19 protein-coding genes are annotated in these 23,096 nt (G+C 63.0%); 12 read left to right on the top strand and 7 right to left on the bottom strand.

Translation table 11 applies throughout. The features are described from left to right. The first annotated feature begins 202 nt into the window (after positions 1-202). Positions 203-2,038 (top strand): dihydroxy-acid dehydratase, encoded by a 1,836-nt coding sequence (gene ilvD, locus NT26_RS07250; protein WP_052638157.1) that lies wholly within the window; start codon positions 203-205, stop codon positions 2,036-2,038. Positions 2,039-2,103: 65 nt separating this feature from the next. On the opposite strand, the gene NT26_RS07255 is transcribed toward ilvD, so the two are convergent. Next, complete coding sequence (locus NT26_RS07255) at positions 2,104-3,210, bottom strand: cytochrome c3 family protein (protein ID WP_052638158.1); 1,107 nt, start codon at positions 3,208-3,210, stop codon at positions 2,104-2,106. A 124-nt stretch (positions 3,211-3,334) separates the two neighbouring features. Between NT26_RS07255 and NT26_RS07260 the strand changes: the two genes are divergently transcribed. The 3 genes from NT26_RS07260 to NT26_RS07270 all read left to right on the top strand — a co-directional run bounded on the left by NT26_RS07260 (position 3,335) and on the right by NT26_RS07270 (position 7,680). Beyond that, positions 3,335-4,819 (top strand): ferredoxin reductase family protein, encoded by a 1,485-nt coding sequence (locus NT26_RS07260; protein ID WP_052638159.1) that lies wholly within the window; start codon positions 3,335-3,337, stop codon positions 4,817-4,819. A gap of 147 nt (positions 4,820-4,966) precedes the next feature. Continuing rightward, positions 4,967-6,367 carry a DegQ family serine endoprotease gene (locus NT26_RS07265; RefSeq protein ID WP_052638160.1) on the top strand — a complete coding sequence of 467 codons (1,401 nt, stop codon included), beginning with the start codon at positions 4,967-4,969 and terminating at the stop codon, positions 6,365-6,367. Beyond that, positions 6,364-7,680, top strand: coding sequence for a replication-associated recombination protein A (locus NT26_RS07270; protein ID WP_052638161.1), 1,317 nt, complete (start codon positions 6,364-6,366; stop codon positions 7,678-7,680). Before NT26_RS07265 ends, NT26_RS07270 begins: the two co-directional genes overlap by 4 nt. Here NT26_RS07270 and NT26_RS07275 read toward each other — a convergent pair. Then, a complete protein-coding gene (locus NT26_RS07275; RefSeq protein WP_052638162.1) occupies positions 7,677-7,985 on the bottom strand; it encodes a DUF1883 domain-containing protein in 309 nt (102 codons plus the stop codon). The genes NT26_RS07270 and NT26_RS07275 overlap by 4 nt on opposite strands. A 116-nt stretch (positions 7,986-8,101) precedes the next feature. Here NT26_RS07275 and NT26_RS07280 point away from each other — a divergent pair, with 116 nt between their 5' ends. From NT26_RS07280 to NT26_RS07300, 5 genes are all read left to right on the top strand, one after another. Next, the gene (locus tag NT26_RS07280) at positions 8,102-8,353 is read left to right on the top strand and encodes a hypothetical protein (protein WP_065814583.1); all 252 of its coding nucleotides are present in this window, start codon (positions 8,102-8,104) and stop codon (positions 8,351-8,353) included. A 243-nt stretch (positions 8,354-8,596) separates the two neighbouring features. Continuing rightward, the gene (gene ftsZ, locus NT26_RS07285) at positions 8,597-9,637 is read left to right on the top strand and encodes a cell division protein FtsZ (protein WP_052638163.1); all 1,041 of its coding nucleotides are present in this window, start codon (positions 8,597-8,599) and stop codon (positions 9,635-9,637) included. 256 nt (positions 9,638-9,893) lie between these two features. Then, the gene (locus NT26_RS07290; protein WP_052638164.1) at positions 9,894-10,520 is read left to right on the top strand and encodes an outer membrane protein; all 627 of its coding nucleotides are present in this window, start codon (positions 9,894-9,896) and stop codon (positions 10,518-10,520) included. Positions 10,521-10,691: 171 nt separating this feature from the next. Next, positions 10,692-11,705, top strand: coding sequence for an SDR family oxidoreductase (locus tag NT26_RS07295; protein WP_244467676.1), 1,014 nt, complete (start codon positions 10,692-10,694; stop codon positions 11,703-11,705). Then, the gene (locus tag NT26_RS07300) at positions 11,702-12,037 is read left to right on the top strand and encodes a hypothetical protein (protein ID WP_052638166.1); all 336 of its coding nucleotides are present in this window, start codon (positions 11,702-11,704) and stop codon (positions 12,035-12,037) included. Before NT26_RS07295 ends, NT26_RS07300 begins: the two co-directional genes overlap by 4 nt. A 1,068-nt stretch (positions 12,038-13,105) precedes the next feature. Here NT26_RS07300 and NT26_RS07305 read toward each other — a convergent pair. The 3 genes from NT26_RS07305 to gpt all read right to left on the bottom strand — a co-directional run bounded on the left by NT26_RS07305 (position 13,106) and on the right by gpt (position 19,133). Next, complete coding sequence (locus NT26_RS07305; RefSeq protein ID WP_052638167.1) at positions 13,106-13,840, bottom strand: hypothetical protein; 735 nt, start codon at positions 13,838-13,840, stop codon at positions 13,106-13,108. Positions 13,841-14,142: 302 nt separating this feature from the next. Further along, complete coding sequence (locus NT26_RS07310; RefSeq protein WP_052638168.1) at positions 14,143-17,961, bottom strand: vitamin B12-dependent ribonucleotide reductase; 3,819 nt, start codon at positions 17,959-17,961, stop codon at positions 14,143-14,145. A 674-nt stretch (positions 17,962-18,635) separates the two neighbouring features. Then, positions 18,636-19,133 (bottom strand): xanthine phosphoribosyltransferase, encoded by a 498-nt coding sequence (gene gpt, locus NT26_RS07315; protein WP_052638169.1) that lies wholly within the window; start codon positions 19,131-19,133, stop codon positions 18,636-18,638. Between the two features lie 279 nt (positions 19,134-19,412). On the opposite strand from gpt, the gene NT26_RS23070 reads away from it, so the two are divergent. Then, the gene (locus NT26_RS23070; RefSeq protein WP_052641933.1) at positions 19,413-20,054 is read left to right on the top strand and encodes a hypothetical protein; all 642 of its coding nucleotides are present in this window, start codon (positions 19,413-19,415) and stop codon (positions 20,052-20,054) included. A gap of 78 nt (positions 20,055-20,132) precedes the next feature. Further along, the gene (locus NT26_RS07325; RefSeq protein ID WP_052638170.1) at positions 20,133-20,378 is read left to right on the top strand and encodes a DUF982 domain-containing protein; all 246 of its coding nucleotides are present in this window, start codon (positions 20,133-20,135) and stop codon (positions 20,376-20,378) included. A gap of 43 nt (positions 20,379-20,421) precedes the next feature. On the opposite strand, the gene NT26_RS07330 is transcribed toward NT26_RS07325, so the two are convergent. Both NT26_RS07330 and NT26_RS07335 read right to left on the bottom strand, forming a co-directional pair. Then, positions 20,422-21,258, bottom strand: a complete 837-nt coding sequence (locus NT26_RS07330) for a universal stress protein (protein WP_052638171.1) — start codon at positions 21,256-21,258, stop codon at positions 20,422-20,424. A gap of 96 nt (positions 21,259-21,354) precedes the next feature. Continuing rightward, positions 21,355-22,128, bottom strand: a complete 774-nt coding sequence (locus NT26_RS07335) for a competence/damage-inducible protein A (protein ID WP_052638172.1) — start codon at positions 22,126-22,128, stop codon at positions 21,355-21,357. Between the two features lie 216 nt (positions 22,129-22,344). On the opposite strand from NT26_RS07335, the gene wrbA reads away from it, so the two are divergent. Next, positions 22,345-22,944: an NAD(P)H:quinone oxidoreductase type IV gene (gene wrbA / locus NT26_RS07340; RefSeq protein ID WP_052638173.1), complete on the top strand. Its 600-nt coding sequence runs from the start codon at positions 22,345-22,347 to the stop codon at positions 22,942-22,944. The last annotated feature ends 152 nt before the right edge of the window (positions 22,945-23,096 follow it).

Below are 23,096 nucleotides of genomic sequence, written 5' to 3' on the forward strand. Positions count from 1 at the left end.
TTATACGTAGCGCGCTGAAGATTGGTTTCACAGCGTCAGTCAACAGAACGAGAGGCACATTCGCGTGAGGCGTACCGCAGAGTACCGTTTTCCGCTCCCCTGATAGTGACACCTTTCGGGTGTTGGAGTAGGAAAATGACAAAGCTGCCGGGTGCTGCCCGTGCCAGATGCGTTCCAAGAACATGACCGAGGAAGAGAACCTATGCCCGCCTACCGTTCCAGAACCACGACCCACGGCCGCAACATGGCTGGTGCGCGCGGCCTGTGGCGCGCGACCGGCATGAAGGACGGTGATTTCGGCAAGCCGATCATCGCGGTGGTGAATTCCTTCACGCAGTTCGTCCCCGGCCACGTGCACCTCAAGGATCTTGGCCAACTGGTTGCCCGCGAGATCGAGGCGGCCGGTGGGGTTGCCAAGGAGTTCAATACCATCGCGGTGGATGACGGCATCGCCATGGGCCATGACGGGATGCTCTATTCGCTGCCGTCGCGCGAGATCATCGCCGACTCCGTCGAATACATGGTGAACGCCCACTGCGCCGATGCCATGGTCTGCATTTCCAACTGCGACAAGATCACCCCCGGCATGCTGAACGCCGCGATGCGGCTCAATATCCCCGCAGTCTTCGTTTCCGGCGGACCGATGGAGGCGGGCAAGGTCGTTCTGCAGGGCAAGACGGTCGCGCTCGATCTCGTCGATGCAATGGTCGCCGCGGCTGACGACTCGATTTCCGATGCCGATGTTCAGGCGATCGAGCAGGCCGCCTGTCCGACGTGCGGCTCGTGCTCGGGCATGTTCACGGCCAACTCGATGAACTGCCTCACGGAAGCGCTCGGCCTTTCGCTGCCGGGCAATGGCTCCACGCTCGCCACCCATTCCGACCGCAAGCGCCTGTTCGTCGAGGCTGGGCACCTGATCGTCGATCTCGCCCGCCGCTACTACGAGCAGGAGGACGAGAGCGTTCTGCCGCGCTCCATCGCCACCAAGGAAGCCTTCGAGAACGCCATGACGCTCGACATCGCCATGGGCGGTTCCACCAATACGGTGCTGCACATCCTCGCAGCCGCCTATGAAGGCGGCGTCGATTTCACCATGGACGACATCGACCGGCTGTCGCGCCGCGTCCCATGCCTGTCGAAGGTTGCGCCCGCCAAGAGCGACGTTCACATGGAGGACGTTCACCGCGCCGGCGGCATCATGCGCATCCTTGGCGAACTCGAACGCGGCGGCCTCATCAACCGCGAGTGCTACACTGTGCATGAAGCCACGCTCGGCGACGCGATCGACCGTTGGGATATCACCCGCACCAACAGCGAGACGGTCCGGAACTTCTTCAAGGCAGCACCGGGTGGGGTCCCGACGCAGGTCGCCTTCTCTCAGTCCTCGCGCTGGGATGAACTGGACACCGATAGCGACAATGGCGTCATCCGCTCCGTCAAGAACCCGTTCTCTGAGGAAGGCGGGCTGGCGGTGCTTTACGGAAACATCGCGCTCAACGGCTGCATCGTGAAGACGGCTGGCGTGGATGAATCCATCCTCAAGTTCACCGGTCCGGCGCGCGTGTTCGAGAGCCAGGATGCCTCCGTCAAGGCGATCCTCAACAACGAGGTGGTGGCAGGAGACGTCGTCGTCATCCGCTATGAAGGTCCGAAGGGTGGGCCGGGCATGCAGGAAATGCTCTATCCGACCAGCTACCTGAAGTCGAAGGGCCTCGGCAAGGCCTGCGCCCTGGTGACCGACGGCCGCTTTTCCGGTGGTACGTCCGGCCTGTCGATCGGCCACTGCTCGCCTGAGGCTGCCCAGGGCGGAGCGATCGGCCTGGTACGGGAAGGCGACATGATCGAGATCGACATTCCCAACCGCACCATCAATCTTGCGGTCTCCGATGCCGAACTTGCGCACCGCCGTGCAGAGCAGGACAAGTCCGGCTGGACACCCGTCGCCCCGCGGCGGCGCAATGTCACCACGGCGCTGAAGGCCTATGCGGCCTTCGCGGCGAGCGCCGACAAGGGTGCTGTCCGCATCCTGCCGGAATAAGCATCAACCCCCAAGACGAGCATTGAAGACCGCCTGCATCAAGCAGGCGGTCTTTTCGTGACAGCTCACGGGCGGCGGAAGGCTGCCATGTCGACCTCGACCGCTGATGAAAGGCTTTCCAGGCTGTCGTGCAGCAACTGCAGCAGATAGGCGGGGTTATGAACATAACCGGCGGGGTCCTTGCTCACGACTTGATAGTTGTAGGCCGCTTTCAGGAGGCGAGGGGTCCATGACCTGTACTGGTTGCCGCGCACCGCCTCGTCGTCGCTGATCTCGCCGTCACCGTTCGTGTCCCTGAAGAAGTAGGGGTTCCTGCCCTTGGCATAGCCAAACGGTGAGGAGAGGATCGCTTTGGCATACGTCTGGATCGCCTCGTAGAGCTTTCCATGCAGGGTGGCGATCTCGCCGTGCACACCCTCCTGGATGTTTCCATCGCCATCGAAGTCGGTATGCCGGGTCCGGATGTCGCGAGTGTTGCCGACGCCGCGGTGGCAGCTCATGCAGCTGTCTTCCGCCACCTTTGTCGTATGCGGGTCGTGACAGGCGACACAGGTGTTGGCGCTCGGTACATGCTGGAAGCGTCCGGCATAGGTCTTCCCGGGATAGTGATAGCCGCTCGCCGTGTCTGCGCCATGCATCGTGGCGGCTGCAACGGCATAGTGGATATTGATGAAGGTGAGATCGGCGGAGACATCATCCTCCGGGAGTTGCCCCACCGCCTTGGTCACGGCTGCACCGGACTGACGGCCCTGGTGACAGACGGTGCAGGTGGCAGAGTTGCCGAGGCCGGTGACCTCGACGCCGGAGGGAAACCGGACGGAATCGAGCGCATGGGCCTGGCTGGTATGACAGGAGGCACAGCCGATCGGTGAGTTGATCACCCCCGCCCGGTCGATTGTCCCAGCGGCACTGCCGTCGACGCCGAGGAAGTCGTGGAAACCTGTCTCCGAGTGACAGGTGGCGCAGTTCGTCGGCACCTCGCCTTCCTTGTTCCAGTAGGTAAAGGAGCGCGAATGATAGTTGCCATGCGGTGACGAGAGCCATTCCTCGATCAGTCGGGTGACCGGGGCCTCCTCGTCCGCCCGCGCAGGAAGGCTGGCGAACAGCGATGCAAGAAGTGTTGCTAGGCCAGAAACAACAGTGAACAGTTGCGCCAGTCTTCGCGGCGTCATGGGATCCTCCTCGGTAGCATGTCGTGGCGATGCTAGCACAGTGGACCAGCATGCCTTGCCTGCATATGACCGAGATCAATTCCGCAGCGTAGGCGGCTGCTACAAGAGCCGGAAGGAGGAACCGATGACAGACACCGTATCGCCAGCCATACCTTCTGCGACGCATTCGTCCACTCAAAGGCTTCCCCGTCTGCCGGCAGGCATTCTTGCCGCGATCTACGTTGGGCTTTGCGCCACGCCGCTCGCGCTTTCGCTGGTCGCGCATGTGGCACCCGCGGATCCGCTGGAGAGGCTGGCGGCGGCGCTGGGCATGGGCGCGGTCGCCGCCATGGCGGTACAGTTCGTCACTTCGGGGCGTTTCGAGGTCGTCTCCGGCCGGCTCGGCATCGACAAGATCATGGCCTTTCACAAGATGGCCGCCTGGTGGATCCTGCTCGCTGTCGTTCTCCATCCCATCCTCTATGTCACGCCAACCTGGCTCGACGGCCAGCATTTCGGACGGGAACGTCTCACCGCCTATCTGACCCTGCCACATTACCGAAGCGGTGTTGTTGCCTGGATTGCGCTCGTGATGCTGGTCCTGTCGTCTGCGTTGCGCAATCGTCTCCCATGGCGCTACGAGCTGTGGAGGGGCACGCATCTGGTTCTCGGGGCGATAGCGATCGGGGGAGGGCTGCACCATGCAGTGAGTACCGGGCGCTTCGCCGCCACGGGGCCGGTCGGGGTCTACTGGCTAGGGGTAGCTTGCGTGATCATCATCGTGCTTGCGACCCTCTACGGCTACCGCTGGCTGAAACTGCACCGCAACCCGTGGCGCCTCAAGGCGGTGACCCGCCGCGCCGACCGCCTGTGGGAGCTGGATATCCAGCCTGACCCGGGAACGCCGCAACTTGCTTATCACGCTGGCCAGTTCGTCTGGATGACGGAGGGCGACAGGCGATTCCCATTGCTCGATCATCCCTTCTCCATCGCCGACAGTCCGAGCCGCCCGGGCATCAGCCTGATCATCAAGGAGGTGGGGGACTTCACGAGCCAGATCGGCAGCCTGAAGCCCGGCACGCCCATCGGTATCGATGGGCCGTACGGCGAGTTTGCGCTGGAGGCTCATCCCGGCGATGCGGTCCTGCTGGTTGCCGGTGGGGTCGGGATCGCGCCGATCGTCGGCATCCTGCGCGACATGGTGGCGCGCCGCGACAGACGGCCGGTGCGCGTCGCCTATGCCGTCGGGGCACCGGCCAACTTCGCCTGTCTCGATGAGATTGCAGCCGCCGGTGCCGTACTGGACCTGAAGACGCTGCTGATCAGCGAAGAAGGCCCAGCCGGCTGGGATGGGGCGGTCGGTCGCCTGGATCATGCCCGCCTTGGAGAGCTCCTCGAGGGGCTTGACCCGAAGGGCTGCGTCGCGCTGATGTGCGGTCCGGGCGGCATGGTTTCCGCTGTCTCCGACACGCTGCTCGACCTCGGTCTGCCGATGAAGAACGTGGTCTACGAGCGCTTCGATTATTCCGGCGGGGCGTCTTCCCGCCAGGACCGCCGGCGCAGTCTCGCCTTCGTCGGTGTGGGCGGATTGCTGGCCGCAGCAGTCGCCGCCTTCTGCTTGTCGGGCTAGTCGCAAGGCGACAGACGGCGCCCCACATCAGGCTCATCACCTCGCGGCGCAGACATCGTGCCGGCGGCGCCTATCCTCGTTCAGCCACCTTTCCTTTCTAGCCTGCGGCGCTACAAATCGGGACGATAATTCGAAGCGAGGAATCACATGCTGACCATTCGGATGGGCCTGTCGGCCTGTTTTGCTGCCTTTCTGCTCCTTCAACCCGTCGCGGCCCATGCGCAGGCAGAGAAGGCGGTGCCAAAGAGCCAGACTGAAGTCCAGCTGTCCTTCGCGCCTCTGGTCAAGCAGACAGCCGGAGCTGTGGTGAATGTCTACGCCGAGCGTGTCGTCCAGCGGCTGAACCCATTCGCCGGCGATCCCTTCTTCGAGCAGTTCTTCGGCCAGCGCATGCCAAACCGCACGGAGAAGCAATCGTCGCTTGGCTCCGGGGTCATCGTATCGAACAATGGGCTCGTCGTGACCAATCATCACGTCATCCAGGGCGCCGATGATATCCGGATCGCGCTCGCCGACGGCCGCGAGTTTGCGTCCGAAGTACTGCTCAAGGACGAAAGCCTCGATCTCGCGGTGCTGAAGGTGAGTGGACGCGACGATTTTCCTGTCCTGCCGATCGGCGATTCCGATGCGGTTGAGGTGGGCGATCTGGTGCTCGCGATCGGCAATCCCTTCGGCGTCGGGCAGACCGTGACGAGCGGCATCGTCTCCGCGCTCGCGCGCAACCAGGTCACGCCCGGAGATTTCGGCTTCTTCATCCAGACCGATGCCTCGATCAACCCCGGTAATTCGGGGGGCGCGCTGATGAACATGAACGGCGAGTTGATCGGCATCAACACCGCCATCTTCTCGCGCGGCGGCGGCTCGAACGGTATCGGCTTCGCCATCCCCGGCAATCTGGTCAAGGTATTCCTCGCCGCGGCCGAGAAGGGCGACGAGTCATTCGAGCGGCCCTATATCGGCGCACGCTTCGAGCCGGTGACATCCGACGTCGCCGAGGCGCTTGGCCTGGAGGCAGCGCGTGGTGCGCTTGTCGTCGGAGTGGTGGAAGGCGGTCCGGCCGACAAAGCGGGGCTGAGGCCGGGCGAAGTGGTGACCGCCGTCAATGGGATCGAAGTCGAGCACCCCGATGCGCTCGGCTACCGCCTGACAACCGCAGGACTCGGCAAGGAAGTTGCGCTGACGGTTCGCGCGAACGGGGTTCGCGAGATCTCCATCGCCCTCAATACGGCACCGGAAACACCTGCCCGTGACGAACGGCTGCTGGAGGGCCGCAATCCGTTTGCCGGTCTGCGTGTTGCCAATCTCTCTCCGCGGCTGGCACAGGAACTGCGAATGGAGGCGGAGAAGACCGGGGTCGTGGTGGTCGATGTCGCCCGCGGCTCGCCGGGCAGCCGCCTCGGCTTCCGCCCGCGTGACATCGTGGTATCGCTGAACGGCGTTGCCGTGCCTTCGACCCGCGCCATGGAAGACATGCTCGATGACGATCCGGGCTTCTGGCGTGTCGAGATCGAGCGGGACGGTCAGCGGATCCGGCAGTTCTTCCGATGAGTGGCGACCTCTTTGCGCCGCAGGTTCCGGAGGAGGTCGCGAGACGCCGGCCGCTTGCCGATCGCCTGCGGCCGAAGTCCCTGGGCGAAGTCACCGGGCAGAACCACCTGACCGGTGAGGATGGCGTGTTGCGGCGGATGATATCCTCCGGTTCGCTCGGCTCGATGATCTTCTGGGGGCCACCGGGGACCGGCAAGACGACGGTCGCAAGGCTGCTGTCCGGGGAGGCGGGGCTCGCTTTCGAACAGATCTCGGCCATCTTCTCCGGTGTGGCCGACCTGAAGAAGGTATTCGAAGCGGCGCGCATGCGACGCATGGAAGGCCGCCAGACGCTGCTCTTTGTCGACGAGATCCATCGCTTCAACCGCGCCCAGCAGGACAGTTTTCTTCCCGTCATGGAGGACGGGACCATCATCCTCGTCGGCGCCACGACGGAGAACCCGAGTTTCGAGCTCAACGCGGCGCTTCTCTCCCGTGCCCGTGTCCTGACCTTCCAGCCGCATGACGAGGAGAGCCTCGAGGAACTGCTGAAGCGGGCCGAACAGGCGGAGGGAAAGCCGCTACCGCTTGATCCCGACGCCCGTGGCAGCCTGCTGCGCATGGCGGATGGTGACGGTCGGGCGGTGCTGACGCTCGCCGAGGAGGTCTGGCGCGCAGCGCGGGCAGACGAGGTGTTCGACACCGAAGGCCTGACCCGGATCGTCCAGCGGCGCGCCCCCGTCTACGACAAGGGCCAGGACGGTCACTACAACCTGATCTCCGCGCTGCACAAGTCCGTCCGCGGCTCCGACCCCGATGCCGCGCTCTACTATCTGGCGCGGATGTTCGATGCCGGCGAGGACCCGCTCTATCTCGGGCGGCGGCTTGTGCGCATGGCCGTCGAGGACATCGGCCTTGCTGATCCGCAGGCGCTGGTGATCTGCAATGCGGCCAAGGATGCCTATGACTATCTGGGTTCACCCGAGGGCGAACTGGCGCTGGCGGAGGCCTGCGTCTATCTCGCCACGGCGCCCAAGTCGAACGGCGTCTATACGGCCTTCAAGGCGGCTATGCGGGCGGCGAAGGAAAATGGTTCGCTGCTGCCGCCGAAGCCCATCCTCAACGCGCCGACCAAGCTGATGAAGGGCGAGGGTTACGGGCAGGGGTATCGCTACGACCATGACGAGCCGGACGCCTTCTCGGGACAGAACTACTTTCCGGAGAAGATGGGCAGACAGGTCTATTACGACCCGCCCGAGCGCGGCTTCGAACGCGAGATCCGCAAGCGGCTGGACTGGTGGGCGAAGCTTCGCAAGGAGCGAGGCGAGCCCTAGGAGGCCCTGCGCGTCGCGGCTGCTGCCGGCGGCGTCAGCTTGACGGAACATTCCGCAAGACCGTGATGGCCTTCCATGTCGACGATCAGGTGCCAATGACCGTCCTCGGGTATCACGAGGCGGATAGGCGACTTCTTGGCCACGCCGCCGACATACTTGAAGTCGAGCAGTTCCTTGAAGCGCTGGAAATTACCGGCTGTCATCAGCCGCACGTTGTTGACGGCGCTGAGGGTGACCTCGATCACCGTCCCGCCGCGCTGCCCCTTCAGGTCGAAATGCTTGAAACGAAAGGAGGGTGCTGCCACGTCTGCCTCGGATATGCCATTGGATTTTCGGCAGCCTATCCCAGTCCGGTTAAGGAAAAGTGGAACCCTATTGCGTTTCGCGGGTTTTCCAGTCGAACGACTTGAAGAGGCCGACCATGGAACCGATCAGGACCAATACCTATCTGACCGTCATCGCATCGATGATGGTGAATGCGGTGGTTTTCGGTTTCGGTGCCATCGCCATTCTGTCGATCCCTGCGCTGGCGGAATATATGAAGTTCCTCCTGCCGGCCTGGATCGTGTTCTCCTTCGTGGTGGCGCCGTTCATCGCGAAGCGGATCGCACCCCGCATGCGCCTTCGTTACTGGCGCCGGCGCGAGGAGCAGCGCGAAGCCCGGACCTACTGAGAATAAGAGGTGGCGTTTCCCCTGCCGCCACCACAAGAACGATAATGACCTCCAGTCCTGACCCTGCCTCTCCCAAGGCAGGGTCTTTTTTTGGTCCTGACCCTTCCGAGGCGGATCCTGTGGAACTGGGCGATCTCTTGTCCTTTTGCCCACCGTCTGCCTTGTTGCAGTCTTAGTGTGCATATCGATTCGGTGCTCCGGGTGGTGGTGCCGACTAGGAATTGTGGCGCAAAGGGACACTCCATGCCGGAAGACAAGAAACAGACGATCACCGAAATGCGGCCCAAGATCGCGGTGATCGGTGTTGGCGGCGGCGGCGGCAACGCCATCAACAACATGATCGTCGAGGAACTGGAGGGCGTCGAGTTCATCGCGGCCAATACCGATGCGCAGGTCCTTGCGACATCGAAGGCGACACGTCGCATTCAGCTCGGCACCGCCGTCACCGAGGGGCTGGGTGCCGGTTCGCTGCCGGAGATCGGCCGGGCCGCTGCTGAGGAGTCGATCGACGAGATCATGGACCACCTGTCCGGCTGCCACATGTGCTTCGTGACGGCCGGCATGGGCGGCGGGACCGGCACCGGCGCAGCACCGGTGATTGCCCAGGCGGCCCGCAATGCCGGCATCCTCACCGTCGGTGTGGTGACCAAGCCCTTCACCTTCGAGGGCAACCGCCGCATGAAGACGGCAGAGGCCGGCATCGAGGAACTGCGCCGGGCCGCAGATACAGTGATCGTCATCCCCAACCAGAATCTCTTCCGGATCGCCGACGCCAAGACCACCTTTGCCGACGCCTTCATGACCGCCGACCGCGTGCTCTTCTCCGGCGTCGGCTGCATCACCGACCTGATCGTCAAGGAGGGCCTGATCAACCTCGACTTCGCCGACGTGAAGTCGGTGATGAAGGGCATGGGCCGGGCGATGATGGGAACCGGCGAAGCCTCTGGCGACGGCCGCGCGCTCGTCGCCGCCGAGGCGGCAATTGCCAACCCGCTGCTCGACGAGATCTCCATGAAGGGCGCCAAGGGCGTGCTCATCTCGATTTCCGGCGGCTCCGACATGACCCTGTTCGAGGTGGACGAGGCCGCAAGCCGGATCCGCGACGAGGTGATGGACGACGCCGATATCGTCGTCGGCGCGATCTTCGACCGCGAGCTCGACGGCAAGTTTCGGGTCTCCGTCGTGGCGACCGGGCTCGATGCCGGCCAAGCAGCTGCTGCTCCCGACCATGTCAACGGAATTTCCGTCGAGGCTACGGCGCCGGTGCCGCGCTTCCTGCAGTAGCGGTTGCAGACGCGCCGAACGCAACGTCGGGCGCGGCCACTTTGGCCGCGCTCTCGGTCTTGTTACAGTTGTTGATCGCGACAACGCCTGCCGGGCGCGCGACATTAATAGACCGTTTAAGAATTCATGAAAATCAGTGTGAACCTGCCGGCGGCGCAGCCTGACGGGGCTGTGAGGCGGCCGCGTCCGCCGCAGTGTGTGTAACCTGAGTAACGCTCGCATCGTGTTAACACGCGGGCTGTGTATGGAGTAGATCATGACCAGAAAGTCCTATGCGCTGGCGCTTGTCGCCGCATTCGCCACAAGCCCCGCCCTGGCCGCGGACCTCACCTATTCGGATCCGACGCCTTCCTACAGCGAGCCTGTCGCATCGTCCGGCGGCTGGACCGGCGCCTATGTCGGCGGGCATATCGGCACGAGCTCTGATAACCTCCGCCCCTTCTCCGGCGATAGTGAATTCATGGGCGGCATCCAGGGCGGCTACAATGCCGAAATGGGCGGCGCCGTGGTCGGCGGCGAACTGGAACTCTCCCACATGGGCGATACCGAAGTGAACGTTCCCGGTGGCGAGCTCAAGGAGCGTTACCGCCTTGCCGCAAAGGCCAAGGTCGGCGCGCCGCTTGGCGACACGCTCATCTACGGTACCGCCGGCGCAGCCATGACCAGCCTGCGCGACACGTCCACGGCGGAAGGCCCTGACGGCTGGAAGCCGGGCTGGCTGGTGGGCGCAGGCGTCGAGCAGAAGTTCAACGACCAGATCTCCGGCCGTGTCGAGTACAACTACACTCGCACGGGCGACGTCCGCAGCTTCAACGGCACCTCGACCAACGAGACCAACCTGAGCGACCACGCGATCAAGGCCGGCGTGAACTACAAGTTCTAGAATCTTCCGTAGATCGCGACGCTTCAGGCCGGCATCGGGCACCCGATGCCGGCCATTTTTATCTCCGATCCTGCCGCGCCTGGCGCCGGGGGCAGCCCCCGGCTTGGCCCGCTGCCGGTGAACATCTGGTGTCATTGGGCGTTGTAGCCTTCGGCTGCATAAAGGAGGCTGATGATGGAGATTTCGGCGGAGCGGAACACGGTCGTGATCACCGGAGGGTCGGCTGGCGTGGGTCGCGCCGTCGCACTGGAATTTGCCCGGCGCGGATGGCGGGTGGCGATTCTGGCACGAGGACGAAAGCGCTTGGATGCCGTCGCAGCAGAGGTGAGGGCACTCGGCGGACAGGCAATCGCCATACCCGTCGACGTGGCCAATGCCGCGGCCGTCCGGCAGGCCGCAGACCAGGTTGTCGCCACCTGGAGACGGATCGATGTCTGGATCAACAATGCCATGGTGACGGTCTTCGGTCCCGCCGACAAGGTGGAGCCGGACGAGTTCAGGCGGGTGACGGAGGTCACCTATCTCGGGCAGGTCCATGGCACCATGGCGGCCCTCCAGCACATGCGCAGGCAGGGCCACGGCACGATCGTCTGCATCGGGTCCGCACTCGCCTACCGGTCCATCCCGCTGCAGGCCGCCTATTGCGGCGCAAAGGCCGCGACCCGCGGCTTCATCGATTCGCTTCGTAGCGAACTCATTCACGACAGCTCGCCGATCCGGCTCACCATGGTCCACCTGCCGGCGGTCAACACGCCGCAGTTCAGCTGGGCCCGCTGCAAGATGGAGCATGCTCCGCGGCCGGTTGCGCCCGTCTTCGCGCCGGAGGCGATCGCCGAGGAAATCTATCGTGGCGCAATCAACGCGCCGCGCGAACTCTGGGTCGGGATGCCGACCGCCAAGACCATCATCGGCGGTCTGACGCTGCCCGGCCTCACCGACCGGCTGGCAGCAAGCCAGGCCTATGAGGGGCAGTTCGACGACCAACCCCTCTCCCCGTCGCGGCGTGACAACCTGTTCGAGCCCGTCGATCTCGACGAGGGCGTACGCGAAGGGCGTTTCGGTGACGAAGCGTCAGGCTCGGTTGGGGCGATAAGTGCCGCGGGCGCCAAACTGGTGCTCACCGGTGTAGGCTTGGCTCTCATCGCCGCCACGCGCCTCCTGCCGCGACGAAGGCTCGGCCGATGAGGTTCGTGCCGACCTTTCTCCATCACATCGCCGACTACGTCGTCGGCTTGGGGATGGTCCTGCTCGCCTTCGTCTCCGGTGCCGAGGGCCCGGGGTTCGCCGCCTATCTGGCCCTCGGTCTGTTTGCGATCGTCTATGCGCTCCTGACTGACTATGAGCTCGGGTGGAGGCCGATCCTGACCATGCCCGCCCACCTTGCTTTCGATGCCGGTTTTGCGGTCGCCATGCTGCTGCTGCCGATCGTCTTCACGCTGCCGGTGATGCTGGTTTGGACAAGCGTTATCATCGCGTTCATGGCCGGTGTGCTGGTGGCAACGACGAAGATGCGATGAGCGGCTCTCTTTCAGCAAGACGAAATCCTTTCTTGTCCTCGGGTCAAGCCCGAGGATGACGAGAAGACACACTTCCCCCTTGGCGATCCACGGGTCTCACTGCGTTCGCCCGAGGAAGACGAACAATTTCAAATCGGACGGGGCGCTGAAAGCTGCCTCGTAAAGTTAGTTTATGTGGCACCTCTCAGCACCCCGTTCGGCGATTTGTGTCCGCGACTCCAGTCTCTCTGCAAAGGTCGAATGGGGAGGTGTTTGACCGCCGGTTTCCCGGGTTCCGAGGCTGCTTGCCCCGGCATCTCGTCGGACTTGAAGGTCCGGCGACACCATCCTCATCGACCCCCCTGTGTGCCGCACAGGCACGCCCGGCGCGCTGTTCGGGCATCAGAAGCAGGTGGTCGGTCCGGAACCATCTGCTTCCCCCGTCTCGCCGGAGGGAGACCATTTTCCGCGGACCCCGATGATGAGGACTTACGTCGTTTCCTCACCACCAGCGCCGGCCCCGCCTCGCCAGGACGCCTCCTGGTGTATCCGCGGCGGGACGGGGGAAGTGTAGGCACAGGTTTGGGGGAGGGGGATGAGCGGGGACTGAGTTTTTTCTTTCGTCATCCTCGGGCTTGACCCGAGGATCCAGGGACAGGCAACCAAATCAGATGGTTACCCGTGCAGGGGGGTTGGACAAATCCATCCCTGCAGCGAAAATGCTTGGTTTTGGATCCTCGGGTCAAGCCCGAGGATGACGAAGGAGAGAGGCGGGAGAGGGAGAGCGTGGAGGGTGCCACACTGGCTCCTCTCCCCCTGTGGGAGAAGATAGTTCGCCCCAAGAGGCGAAGCCGATTGAGCGGCGAACTTGGTGGAGGGAGCTGTTGTTGGTCTCTGCGGTCCGACCCCCTCACCAACAAGATCTACGACTTAGCTGCGCTAAGATCGTGATCTTGTAACCTCTCCCACCAGGGGAGAGGGAGGCGTCGAGCGTGCCGCACCGGTTCCTCTCCCACAAGGGAAGAGGATAGTTCGCCCCGAGAGGGGCTTGGAGAGTGGCGGAACTGGCGGCCACTCTCCAGCTTATTGTCAACTGCGTCGAGTTGCCACTTTCTCCAATATGCTGAGCTTCCTCAAACGAATTGGTTCCCACCGATCCGCAATCTCTTGAGCGATCGATGTAAGTTGCTTTCTTCGCTGAGTGAAGCGTGGTGCGCCAAAGTGAACCCTTCGCGAAAACACATCACCTACAAAGCATATGCCAGGATCCGCCGCGCCTAGATGGTCAAGCTGTTGTTCCACATACCAGTGAATAGCTGTGGCGAATAGCACGCCACGTTCAGCGTCTGTCCCGGAGTGCAGAGGGAAGGATCTGCTATAGTACGGTTTCACAACACCTATTGATCGCTCTTTTAAGCCTTTCTTGGCTTGTATTGCCACGACATTTGGCTTGACGCGAACAGAGATACCCTCAATCTCGAAATCCTTCGGAAGATTCGGTGTCAGTTGAAGTTCAGCCTCCGTGGGCCATTTCATTTCTCGTGTGTGGGCAATGGCATCGTGTGCGTTGAAAATCCGATCCTCCTGGTGGTTCGTGTGAACTTCTTGCCTCTTGAACTGCTCATCAAGCTCTACGAGGCGAACATCGCTGCTGCAATGCGAAGCTAGAAAGTGGCAGGCAGCCTTCTCGATTTCAGGATATTTGGTGTCAAGGATGAAGACTGGCGGCGTCAACGCGTTCTCAATTATTGAGGCACGTCGCTGAGGAGACGCGAATGCATACTCCACCAGTTTTGCAATGGTGATGATCTTGGTCGATGTCATACGGCATATTCTTTCTGCGCACATTGTTGCGCTTTGGATAAACACCTCGCCCAACTCGACTCCGAGATCGACTCCCAATATGGTGACCTGGCTACAGGATGGGGAGCTACTCTTCGTCCCACGAGAGCGACAGCTTGTTCGTGGTATCCAAAGCCGAGACTGCCAGGTCTCGGCTTTGGTATTTCTAGGTGTGGCGTAAACGCCCCTTGCTCCATGTGTTCGGCTTCCTTAGACGCGAAAAGCCCAGGGGTACCTGCCCTGGGCTTTTCGTTAGTCATTGCCGGAGCTCCCAAGCTCATCCCTCAAGAGCACCCGCTCGTGGCACCACACGTATCGCACTTCTCACACGTGCCGTTGCGCACCATCGTAAAATTCTGGCACTCGGAGCACATGTTGCCGGTGTAGCCCTGGGCGATCGAGCGCATGCGGCGTTCGTTTTCCACCTTCTTGGCTTCCGTCTTGGCAGCGGCGGCGTCGGCGGCGGCCTTGTCGGAGAAGAGGGCGGTGGAAGCCTGCTGCTCTTCCGTCGCAAGCTCTTCCAGAACCTCCTCGGCGATCTCCTCCGCCAGTTCCTTGGCGCGCTCCTCGTAGTCGCGCTTGAAGGCGACGATTTCGGAGGTGGAGGCGGCGACGGCCGGCTCCAGCTTGCGGGCGGCCGAGCCGGCGAACGCCGTCACATTGCCACCGGCCGACGCCTTGGCGGGGGCGGCGGTTGCCGCGCCCTTTGCCTCCGACGAGCCCGACTGGCCGCCCTGGATGAGGGTCGGCTTGTGGCCGCGCGTCCAACCGGTGGAGATAAGGTTGGTCTTGCCTTCCTGGATGCCCTTGCCGAGCGCGGTGTTGGAGAAGTCCGACGTGTCCACATGCGCGAGGTCATGGCGGTTGAGGTAGGAGACGGCGAGTTCGCGGAACACGTAGTCGAGGATCGACGTGGCGTTCTTGATGGCGTCGTTTCCGGTAACGATGCCGGCCGGCTCGAACTTGGTGAAGGTGAAGGCCTCCACATATTCTTCCAGCGGCACGCCGTATTGCAGGCCGAGCGAGATGGCGATGGCGAAGTTGTTCATCATCGCACGGAAGGCGGCACCTTCCTTGTGCATGTCGATGAAGATCTCGCCGAGGCGGCCGTCGCCGAATTCGCCGGTGCGCAGATAGACCTTGTGTCCGCCGACATTGGCCTTCTGGGTATAGCCCTGGCGGCGGTTCGGCAGCTTTTCACGCTCACGGGTAACCCGCTCGATGACGCGCTCGACGATCTTTTCCGTGACCGTCACCGCCTGGGCGGCGACCGGCTGCTGGATCAGGTCATCGATCGCTTCCTCGGCGTCATCCTCGTCGATCAGCGAGGCGTTGAGCGGCTGGGAGAGCTTCGAACCATCGCGGTAGAGCGCGTTGGCCTTCAGCGCCAGCTTCCAGGAGAGCATGTAGGCCGCACCGCAATCCTCGACGGTCGCCTCGTTCGGCATGTTGATCGTCTTGGAGATGGCGCCCGAGATGAAGGGCTGGGCAGCTGCCATCATGCGGATGTGGCTTTCGACCGAGAGATAGCGCTTGCCGATCTTGCCGCAGGGATTGGCGCAATCGAAGACCGGCAGGTGCTCGGCCTTCAGGAAAGGCGCGCCTTCCAGCGTCATCGCACCGCAGACGTGGATGTTGGCGGCCTCGATCTCCTTCTTCGAGAAGCCGATGTGCTCCAGGAGGTTGAAGCTCATGTCGGCGAGCTGCTCGTCGGAGACCTTCAGCGTCTCCTTCAGGAAGTCGGCGCCGAGCGTCCACTGGTTGAAGACGAACTTGATGTCGAAGGCCGACTTCAGCGCGCCATTGACGGCCTCGATCTTCTCGTCGGTGAAGCCCTTGGCCTTCAGCGAGCCGGGATTGATGCCGGGCGCCTGGTTGAGGTTGCCGTGGCCAACCGCATAGGCCTCGATCTCGGCGATCTGCGATTCGGAGTAGCCGAGCGTGCGCAGCGCTTCCGGAACGGCGCCGTTGATGATCTTGAAGTAGCCGCCCCCGGCGAGCTTCTTGAACTTCACCAGCGCGAAGTCGGGCTCGATGCCGGTCGTGTCGCAGTCCATGACGAGGCCGATCGTGCCGGTCGGCGCGATCACGGTTGTCTGGGCATTGCGGTAGCCGTGCTTCTCGCCGAGCTCGAGCGCCTTGTCCCAGGCGGCGCGGGCATGGGCGACAAGGTCCTGGTCCGGATTGTCGGAGTGGATGAGCGCGACCGGGTTGACCGACAGGCCTTCATAGCCGGTGGTTTCTCCATGGGCGGCGCGGCGATGGTTGCGGATGACCCGCAGCATGTTCTCGCGGTTCGGCGCAAAGCCCGGGAAGGGGCCGAGTTCCGAGGCGATCTCTGCCGAGGTCGCATAGGCGACGCCCGTCATGATGGCGGTCAGCGAACCGGCGATGGCGCGGCCCTCGGTGGAGTCATAGGGGATGCCCGAGGACATCAGCAGGCCGCCGATATTGGCATAGCCGAGGCCGAGCGTGCGGTATTCGTAGGAGAGCTCGGCGATCTGGCGCGACGGGAACTGCGCCATCATCACGGAGACTTCCAGCACAACGGTCCACAGGCGCACCGCATGCTCGTAATCGGCAATGTCGATGCGCTTCGTCGCCGCGTCCTTGAACTGCAACAGGTTCAGCGAGGCGAGGTTGCAGGCCGTGTCGTCGAGGAACATGTATTCCGAGCACGGGTTCGACGCGCGGATCGGGCCGGCGGCCGGGCAGGTGTGCCAGTCGTTCATCGTCGTGTTGAAGTGCAGGCCCGGATCGGCGGAAGCCCAGGCGGCATAGGAGATCTGCTCCCACAGGTCGCGCGCCTTCAGCGTCTTCATGACGCGGCCGTCCTTGCGGGCGGTGAGGTTCCACTCGCCGTCATTCTCCACGGCGCGCAGGAAGTCGTCCTTCAGCGAGACGGAATTGTTGGAGTTCTGGCCGGAAACGGTCAGGTAGGCGTCGGAATCCCAGTCGGTGTCATAGGTCTTGAACTCGAGGTCCTTGTAGCCCTGGCGCGCAAACTGGATGACGCGCTTGACGTAGTTCTCCGGAACCTGGTCGCGCTTGGCGGCGCGGATCTCGCGCTTCAGCGCCGGGTTCTTGTTGGGGTCGAAGCAGTCGTCGTCCGGGCCTTCGCAGTTGACGCAGGCCTTCATGATCGCCTTCAGGTGCTTGGCGACGATCTTGGAACCGGTGACGAGGGCGGCTACCTTCTGCTCCTCGCGGACCTTCCAGTTGATGTATTCCTCGATGTCCGGGTGGTCGATGTCGACGACGACCATCTTGGCGGCGCGGCGGGTCGTGCCGCCCGACTTGATGGCGCCGGCAGCGCGGTCGCCGATCTTCAGGAAGCTCATCAGGCCGGAGGACTTGCCGCCGCCGGAAAGCTTCTCGCCTTCGCCGCGGAGATAGGAGAAGTTGGAGCCGGTGCCGGAGCCATACTTGAAGAGGCGCGCTTCGCGGACCCAGAGATCCATGATGCCGCCCTCGTTGACGAGATCATCCTCGACCGACTGGATGAAGCAGGCATGCGGTTGCGGATGCTCGTAGGCCGACTTTGACTTCGTCAGCTTGCCGGTGAAGGGATCGACATAGAAATGGCCCTGGCCGGGGCCGTCGATGCCGTAGGCCCAGTGCAGGCCGGTGTTGAACCACTGCGGGGAATTCGGCGCGACGCGCTGGGTGGCGAGCATGTAGGCAAGCTCGTCGCGGAAGGCCAGTGCATCTTCTTCCGAGGTGAAATACTTGCCCTTCCAGCCCCAGTAGGTCCAGGTGCCGGCCAGGCGATCGAAGACCTGGCGGGCATCGGTTTCGGAGCCGTACTGCTCTTCCTTCGGCAAGGCCTTCAGCGCATCGAGATCGGGGACGGACCGCCAGAGGAACGAAGGGACGTCGTTCTCTTCCACCTTCTTGAGGATCTTCGGCACGCCCGCCTTGCGGAAGTACTTCTGGGCAAGCACGTCGGTCGCAACCTGGGAGAACTGCGCCGGCACGTCGATATCCGCGAGCCGGAAAACGATCGAGCCGTCCGGATTGCGGATCTCGCTGACCGCCTTGCGGAATTCGATCCCGCCATAGGCGCCTGTCTCGGGCGTGGTGAAACGACGTTCGATGCGCATTGCCTTTGTCCCTCGTCTGCTGGCCCGTCAGGGCACGGATATTCGGTCCGGCTGCTCGCCATCATGGGCAGCCGGGGAAACTTCATCATCCAGGTGAATCACTGGGATACCGACCTGTATATTGTGATGAGGGTGGGCTGCAATACTAAATATAGTACTAACAGGTGGTTTTCACCAGTCCCCATCGGATGTTTCGGCAAGCCTCGAGGCGAGCGAAAACCCTCCGCCAGACCGCCCCTCATAGCCGGGTCTGCCGTTGTCGTTCCGCTTAAAAACTCGATGAAGGAACCGGCGCTCGGAAGTCCGTAGCCGGTTGCCGCCGCAACACTTGGCCAATTTCCCGCGAGACGGGAGATTCGTCAAGGCATAGTTCGACACGGTTTCTTAACCACAAGATATTGTGTCTGGTGCTGTGGAAAACGGGGAAGAAATTTTTTGCTGGAATTTCAGGCGGTTGTGGAGCCGGGGGCGGGCGCACCGGAAGAGCAGGGGATGCCGCGTTGGCCGGACGTTGGGCGCAACACCCCGTAGATCAGGCAGTTGAGATATATTGTGCGTTGCGACCGCGGCTTGTGGAAAAGCCCGCCGCGAAAAATAGCGACGGGCCGCGTCTTGACAGCAACCTCAATTCGGTACTGCGGAGCGAGGAGGCGGGCGCAGAGGCGCCTTCTGCTTCAGCCCTTGTGGCCCTTGGCGATCGGTTCCTGATAGGTGAACCCCATGTCCCAAGGGAAGTAGATCCAGGTATCCTGGCTCACCTCGGTGATGAAGGTGTCGACGGTGGGGACGCCCTTCGGCTTGGCGTAGACGCAGGCGAAATGCGCCTTGGGCAGCATCTCGCGCACTTCCGATGCGGTCTTGCCCGTGTCGGTCAGGTCGTCCACCACCAGCACGCCTTCGCCGCCATTCGTGGCGAGCTCGGCAGTGATGCCCTTGAGCAGGTTCATCTCTCCCTGGCTCGCATAGTCGTGGTAGGAGGCGATGCAGACCGTCTCGATCAGGCGGATGTTCAGTTCGCGCGAGATGATCGCCGCCGGCACCAGGCCCCCGCGGGTGATGCAGACGATGGCGTGAAACTCCTGACCGAGGCCGGCGAGGCGCCAGGCAAGCGCCCGGGCATCGCGATGGAACTGGTCCCAGGAGACGGGGAAGGCTTTTTCGGGAAGAGACATGGTGGCTGCCATTAGCAAGAGCTGCGTTGGCTGTCGCTAATAGCCGCGAGTCCGGCACACTGGCAAGACGGTGCGACGCAAACAGGCAGGTGAAGCAGCCTGCCTGTCTCTCGCTGAGCGATGGAGCGGTGGAAGACACCTGGGCCTTTAGGGAGTCACAGCGGGCAAGCGTCGTTGGACCTTTGGCCGATGCGCCCGGGCATCGGTCCGATGGCTATCGATTTTCCGGCGTCGCTCCACAAGCTCAGTGCGGGGGTGAAGGTCGAAAGGAGAAGAAACATGATGATCCGATCGTTCACGAAATCTGCAGCACTGGCTGTCGTCCTCCTGTCCTCGGTTGCGGTCGGCAGCCACTTGCCGGGCTTTACGGATACTGTCTGGGCGAAAGGCGGTGATGGCGGCGGCAATGGTGGCGGCGGCGGCAATGGTGGCGGCGGCGGCAATGGCGGCGGCAACGGCGGTGGCAACGGCAACGGCGGCGGTCATGGCCAGGGTTCGGACCGGAGCTCCGACCGTAGCGACGCCGGCAAGGCGAGCGCGCGCGACCTCTCGCCCGGCCAAAGCGAAAAGAGCGTTTCCCGGCGTGAAGACAAACGTGGCGAGGAGGCGTCTGTCAGCCGCTCCGAACTCAAGGGTCTGAACTCCCTCAACCGGAATTATCACGCCTATCTCAACAGCAATGATCCGCGCATGGAAGCCGTATCGGCCTACGCCATGGATTATGCCCAGTTCGAGATCGACAATGGCGTCTCCCCTTCCGAAACGGATGCGATCCTCGGTGACGAGGCATTGCGAGATGCCCTGAGCGCGTTCACGGACGATCCAGTGACCGATGAAATGCTGGAGGAAGCCAAGGCCGTTCTCGGTGTCGGAACTGCCGACGGCAAGATCGACGAAATTCGCTCCGAACTGGAACGATAGGATAAGATCGAAATTACCCCCCGGGGAGCACAGCCTCCCGGGGGGACTTTGATAGCTGTAGAACAAGGAAAGCCGAGAATGCCTGTCGACCTCTGGGACCGCAGCGTGGAATTGATGATCGACAGCCAGGATCACTTCCGGTGCGTGAGCAACACCCGGGAGGCTTTCGAATGTCTCTCGACCTGCTGGCCGACCAAAAACGGCAAATGGTTTGCGGTGGCGCGCAAGCGCTGCATGCAGGCACTGGAGGGCGAAGGCGACCCCGCCGAGGCAGAGGCCGCCTTCATCAAGGCTGCAGAGGAGGCCGGTATCCTGCGGAACTGAGCCATCGATCGCGGCGGCTCAGGAAGCGCTCCGGCGCGTTTCCCTATCGAGACATCAAGGAGAGCGCGGTCATCGATTCCAGTAGGCTGCGGGTCACGCCACCGAACAGCATCTCCCACCAGCGGGACGTGCCATAGGCGCCCATCACCAAGAGGTCGACGCTTTTGTCCGCCAGCCGGTTCTCGATCGCGGCGGCGGCGGAAAGGCCGCCACTTTCCTGCGTTGTCAGCGTGACGTTGACGCCATGGCGTGCCAGGGCAGCGGCGAGCTCGACGCCGGCAAATTCCTTTGACTGGTTCGGGCGCTCGGGCGCGTCGAGGCAGAAGATCTCGACGCTTTCGGCCGTCTTCAGGAAAGGAAGGGCATCGAAGGCCGCCCGTGCGGCTTCGCGCGAGCCGTTCCAGGCGATCATGACGCGTCGGATATCGCGCGGCGCCTTCATGATATAGGGCACAAGCAGGACCGGACGTCCGCTGTCGAACAGAAGATTCTCCAACTCCGAGCGGTTCTCATGATTCGGATCACCCTGGCTCGCGACGATAAGGTCAGCGGCGCGAACCGTCTCCATCACGGCGGCGGCAGCGTAGCCGGAGGATGAAACGAAGCTGCGCCAGTCCGCGGAGCGGCCATCTCGTGCCACGCGTTCGCGGAAGATGGCTTCCACCTCTTTCGTCTCCCGCCGCGCTGCCTCCTGCAGGGCTTCGATCGCTGCCGGATCCGGGATTTCCATCGGCGCGATCAGCGGCACTGCCGCGAGCGTCTCGGCATGCACCCCAAGCACATGGGCATCGAAGCGGCTGGCGAGCGCGAGTGCGTAGTCGGTGATCTGCTGCGCGTGGTCGGGCGTGTCGAGTACGGCGAGGATCGTCTTGTAGGTCATGGTTTCCCCCTTTGTGTGCGCGATTGATGTCGACCCAGTCTCGGTCCCTAACCTGTGGCTTTCCTTGATATCGGTCAATCGCCGTCGCGATTGCGGTCAGGCATCCGTGCCGATTCCGGGTGGCAGCCGGCTTGCCCGCAGCGACCGGATCATCTCCTCAATCGCCTGTGCGGCAGCCTCAAGCTCGCTTTCGTTGCGGGCGCGGACGACGATCTCGGTCGAGAAGCGTATCCCGTCGTATTTCGGATAGGAGCCGATGCTGGTCGCCGGGTGTTCCTTCTGGATCCGGGTGAGCGGCGTCCCGATATCCCCCTCGCCAAAGGGGCAGGGCAGTGCCCGCGAGAGCATCCGCGATCCGGTTCTGAGTTCGGGCAGTATGTTATCCACCATGGCCTGAAAGACCTGCGGCACGCCCGCCATGACATAGACGTTCTCGACAATGAATCCGGGGGCCGTGGAAACCGGGTTGGAGATGTGCCGCGCGCCCTGCGGCATGCGCGCCATTCGCTGGCGCGCCTCGGTGAACTCCATCTCCCGCCGGGCGTACATTGCCCCGAGTAGGCGCATTGCTTCAGCATCGTGCACGCACGGCAGTCCGAAAGCCGTGGATACCGCATCAGCGGTGATGTCATCGTGGGTGGGGCCGATGCCCCCGGAGGTGAACACGTAGTCGTAGCGCTGCCGGAGCGCATTGAGCGCTTCGACGATCGCGTCCTCCTCGTCGGCGACGATTCGCACCTCCTTCAGGTCGATCCCTGCGACGGTCAGGACATCCGCCAGATGGCCGATGTTCTTGTCCTTGGTGCGCCCCGACAGGAGTTCGTCGCCGATGGCAAGCATGGCAGCGGTTACGACAGATGGAGAAGACATGTGATTGCGGGCCTCCGACAATATGCAGCGTTTCTACGACAGACCCCGCTCGCCAGAAAGCGGTTTCGGCTGCTGTTCAGCTTTAGTCCGCATACGGACAAGCGTCGTCTCTGTTTTGCGAACACTGCGTCGACTGCCGGCGGGGCTGATCTGGCCCCCGGAACAGCTTAGGTGGAGGAGAGTTGACCCGCATGGGCGAAACCAAGGAGATCAGGAATGGCAAAGGTACTGGTTCTGTATTATTCGGCTTACGGGCACATCGAGACCATGGCCAAGGCTGTTGCCGAAGGCGCACGCGGCGCCGGCGCCGATGTGACCATCAAGCGCGTACCGGAACTGGTGCCCGAAGAGGTTGCCAAGGCGTCGCACTACAAGCTCGACCAGGAAGCACCGATTGCGACGGTCGAAGAGCTCGCCGACTATGATGCGATCATCGTCGGCGCCGGCACGCGTTTCGGAACGGTTGCCTCGCAGATGCGCAATTTCTGGGACCAGACCGGTGGCCTGTGGGCCCAGGGCAAGCTTGTCGGCAAGATCGGTTCGGCCTTCACCTCGACCGCGACGCAGCACGGGGGCCAGGAATCGACCATCCTCGGCTTCCTTCCGACCTTCCTCCACCAGGGCATGGTCGTTGCGGGCCTTCCCTATTCGTTCCAGGGCCAGTCAGGCGTCGAAGCCGTCAAGGGTGGCTCGCCGTACGGTGCAAGCACGATCACCGACGGCGACGGCTCGCGCCAGCCGTCCGAAGTCGAACTGGATGGCGCCCGCTATCAGGGTGATTACGTGGCGAAGCTGGCAGCCAAGCTTTCAGCCTGATCCAGAAGATCCGGATTACCTCGAACGCGGCCTCCGGGCCGCGTTTTGCGTTGGTGACCGCATCGGAAGGAGCCGCCATGCCTGGCGGGGCAGCCGGCTCCTTCCGAAGGCCGGCGAGCCGGCAAAGGCAGGTATAGGTGGCGAGCCTTGCT

This window comes from Pseudorhizobium banfieldiae, assembly GCF_000967425.1.
Taxonomy (GTDB): Bacteria; Pseudomonadota; Alphaproteobacteria; order Rhizobiales; family Rhizobiaceae; genus Neorhizobium; species Neorhizobium banfieldiae.

What these genes read in the sequence shown, in the direction of transcription:
- NT26_RS07270 (WP_052638161.1), top strand. Translation starts at nt 6,364, where the DNA reads ATGAGTGGCGACCTCTTTGCGCCGCAGGTTCCGGAGGAGGTCGCGAGA.
- NT26_RS07265 (WP_052638160.1), top strand. Translation starts at nt 4,967, where the DNA reads ATGCTGACCATTCGGATGGGCCTGTCGGCCTGTTTTGCTGCCTTTCTG.
- gpt (WP_052638169.1), bottom strand. Translation starts at nt 19,133, where the DNA reads ATGTCTCTTCCCGAAAAAGCCTTCCCCGTCTCCTGGGACCAGTTCCAT.
- NT26_RS07260 (WP_052638159.1), top strand. Translation starts at nt 3,335, where the DNA reads ATGACAGACACCGTATCGCCAGCCATACCTTCTGCGACGCATTCGTCC.
- wrbA (WP_052638173.1), top strand. Translation starts at nt 22,345, where the DNA reads ATGGCAAAGGTACTGGTTCTGTATTATTCGGCTTACGGGCACATCGAG.
- ftsZ (WP_052638163.1), top strand. Translation starts at nt 8,597, where the DNA reads ATGCCGGAAGACAAGAAACAGACGATCACCGAAATGCGGCCCAAGATC.
- NT26_RS07280 (WP_065814583.1), top strand. Translation starts at nt 8,102, where the DNA reads ATGGAACCGATCAGGACCAATACCTATCTGACCGTCATCGCATCGATG.
- NT26_RS07290 (WP_052638164.1), top strand. Translation starts at nt 9,894, where the DNA reads ATGACCAGAAAGTCCTATGCGCTGGCGCTTGTCGCCGCATTCGCCACA.
- NT26_RS07295 (WP_244467676.1), top strand. Translation starts at nt 10,692, where the DNA reads ATGATGGAGATTTCGGCGGAGCGGAACACGGTCGTGATCACCGGAGGG.
- NT26_RS07305 (WP_052638167.1), bottom strand. Translation starts at nt 13,840, where the DNA reads ATGACATCGACCAAGATCATCACCATTGCAAAACTGGTGGAGTATGCA.
- NT26_RS07310 (WP_052638168.1), bottom strand. Translation starts at nt 17,961, where the DNA reads ATGCGCATCGAACGTCGTTTCACCACGCCCGAGACAGGCGCCTATGGC.
- NT26_RS23070 (WP_052641933.1), top strand. Translation starts at nt 19,413, where the DNA reads ATGATGATCCGATCGTTCACGAAATCTGCAGCACTGGCTGTCGTCCTC.
- NT26_RS07325 (WP_052638170.1), top strand. Translation starts at nt 20,133, where the DNA reads ATGCCTGTCGACCTCTGGGACCGCAGCGTGGAATTGATGATCGACAGC.
- NT26_RS07335 (WP_052638172.1), bottom strand. Translation starts at nt 22,128, where the DNA reads ATGTCTTCTCCATCTGTCGTAACCGCTGCCATGCTTGCCATCGGCGAC.
- NT26_RS07300 (WP_052638166.1), top strand. Translation starts at nt 11,702, where the DNA reads ATGAGGTTCGTGCCGACCTTTCTCCATCACATCGCCGACTACGTCGTC.
- NT26_RS07330 (WP_052638171.1), bottom strand. Translation starts at nt 21,258, where the DNA reads ATGACCTACAAGACGATCCTCGCCGTACTCGACACGCCCGACCACGCG.
- NT26_RS07255 (WP_052638158.1), bottom strand. Translation starts at nt 3,210, where the DNA reads ATGACGCCGCGAAGACTGGCGCAACTGTTCACTGTTGTTTCTGGCCTA.
- ilvD (WP_052638157.1), top strand. Translation starts at nt 203, where the DNA reads ATGCCCGCCTACCGTTCCAGAACCACGACCCACGGCCGCAACATGGCT.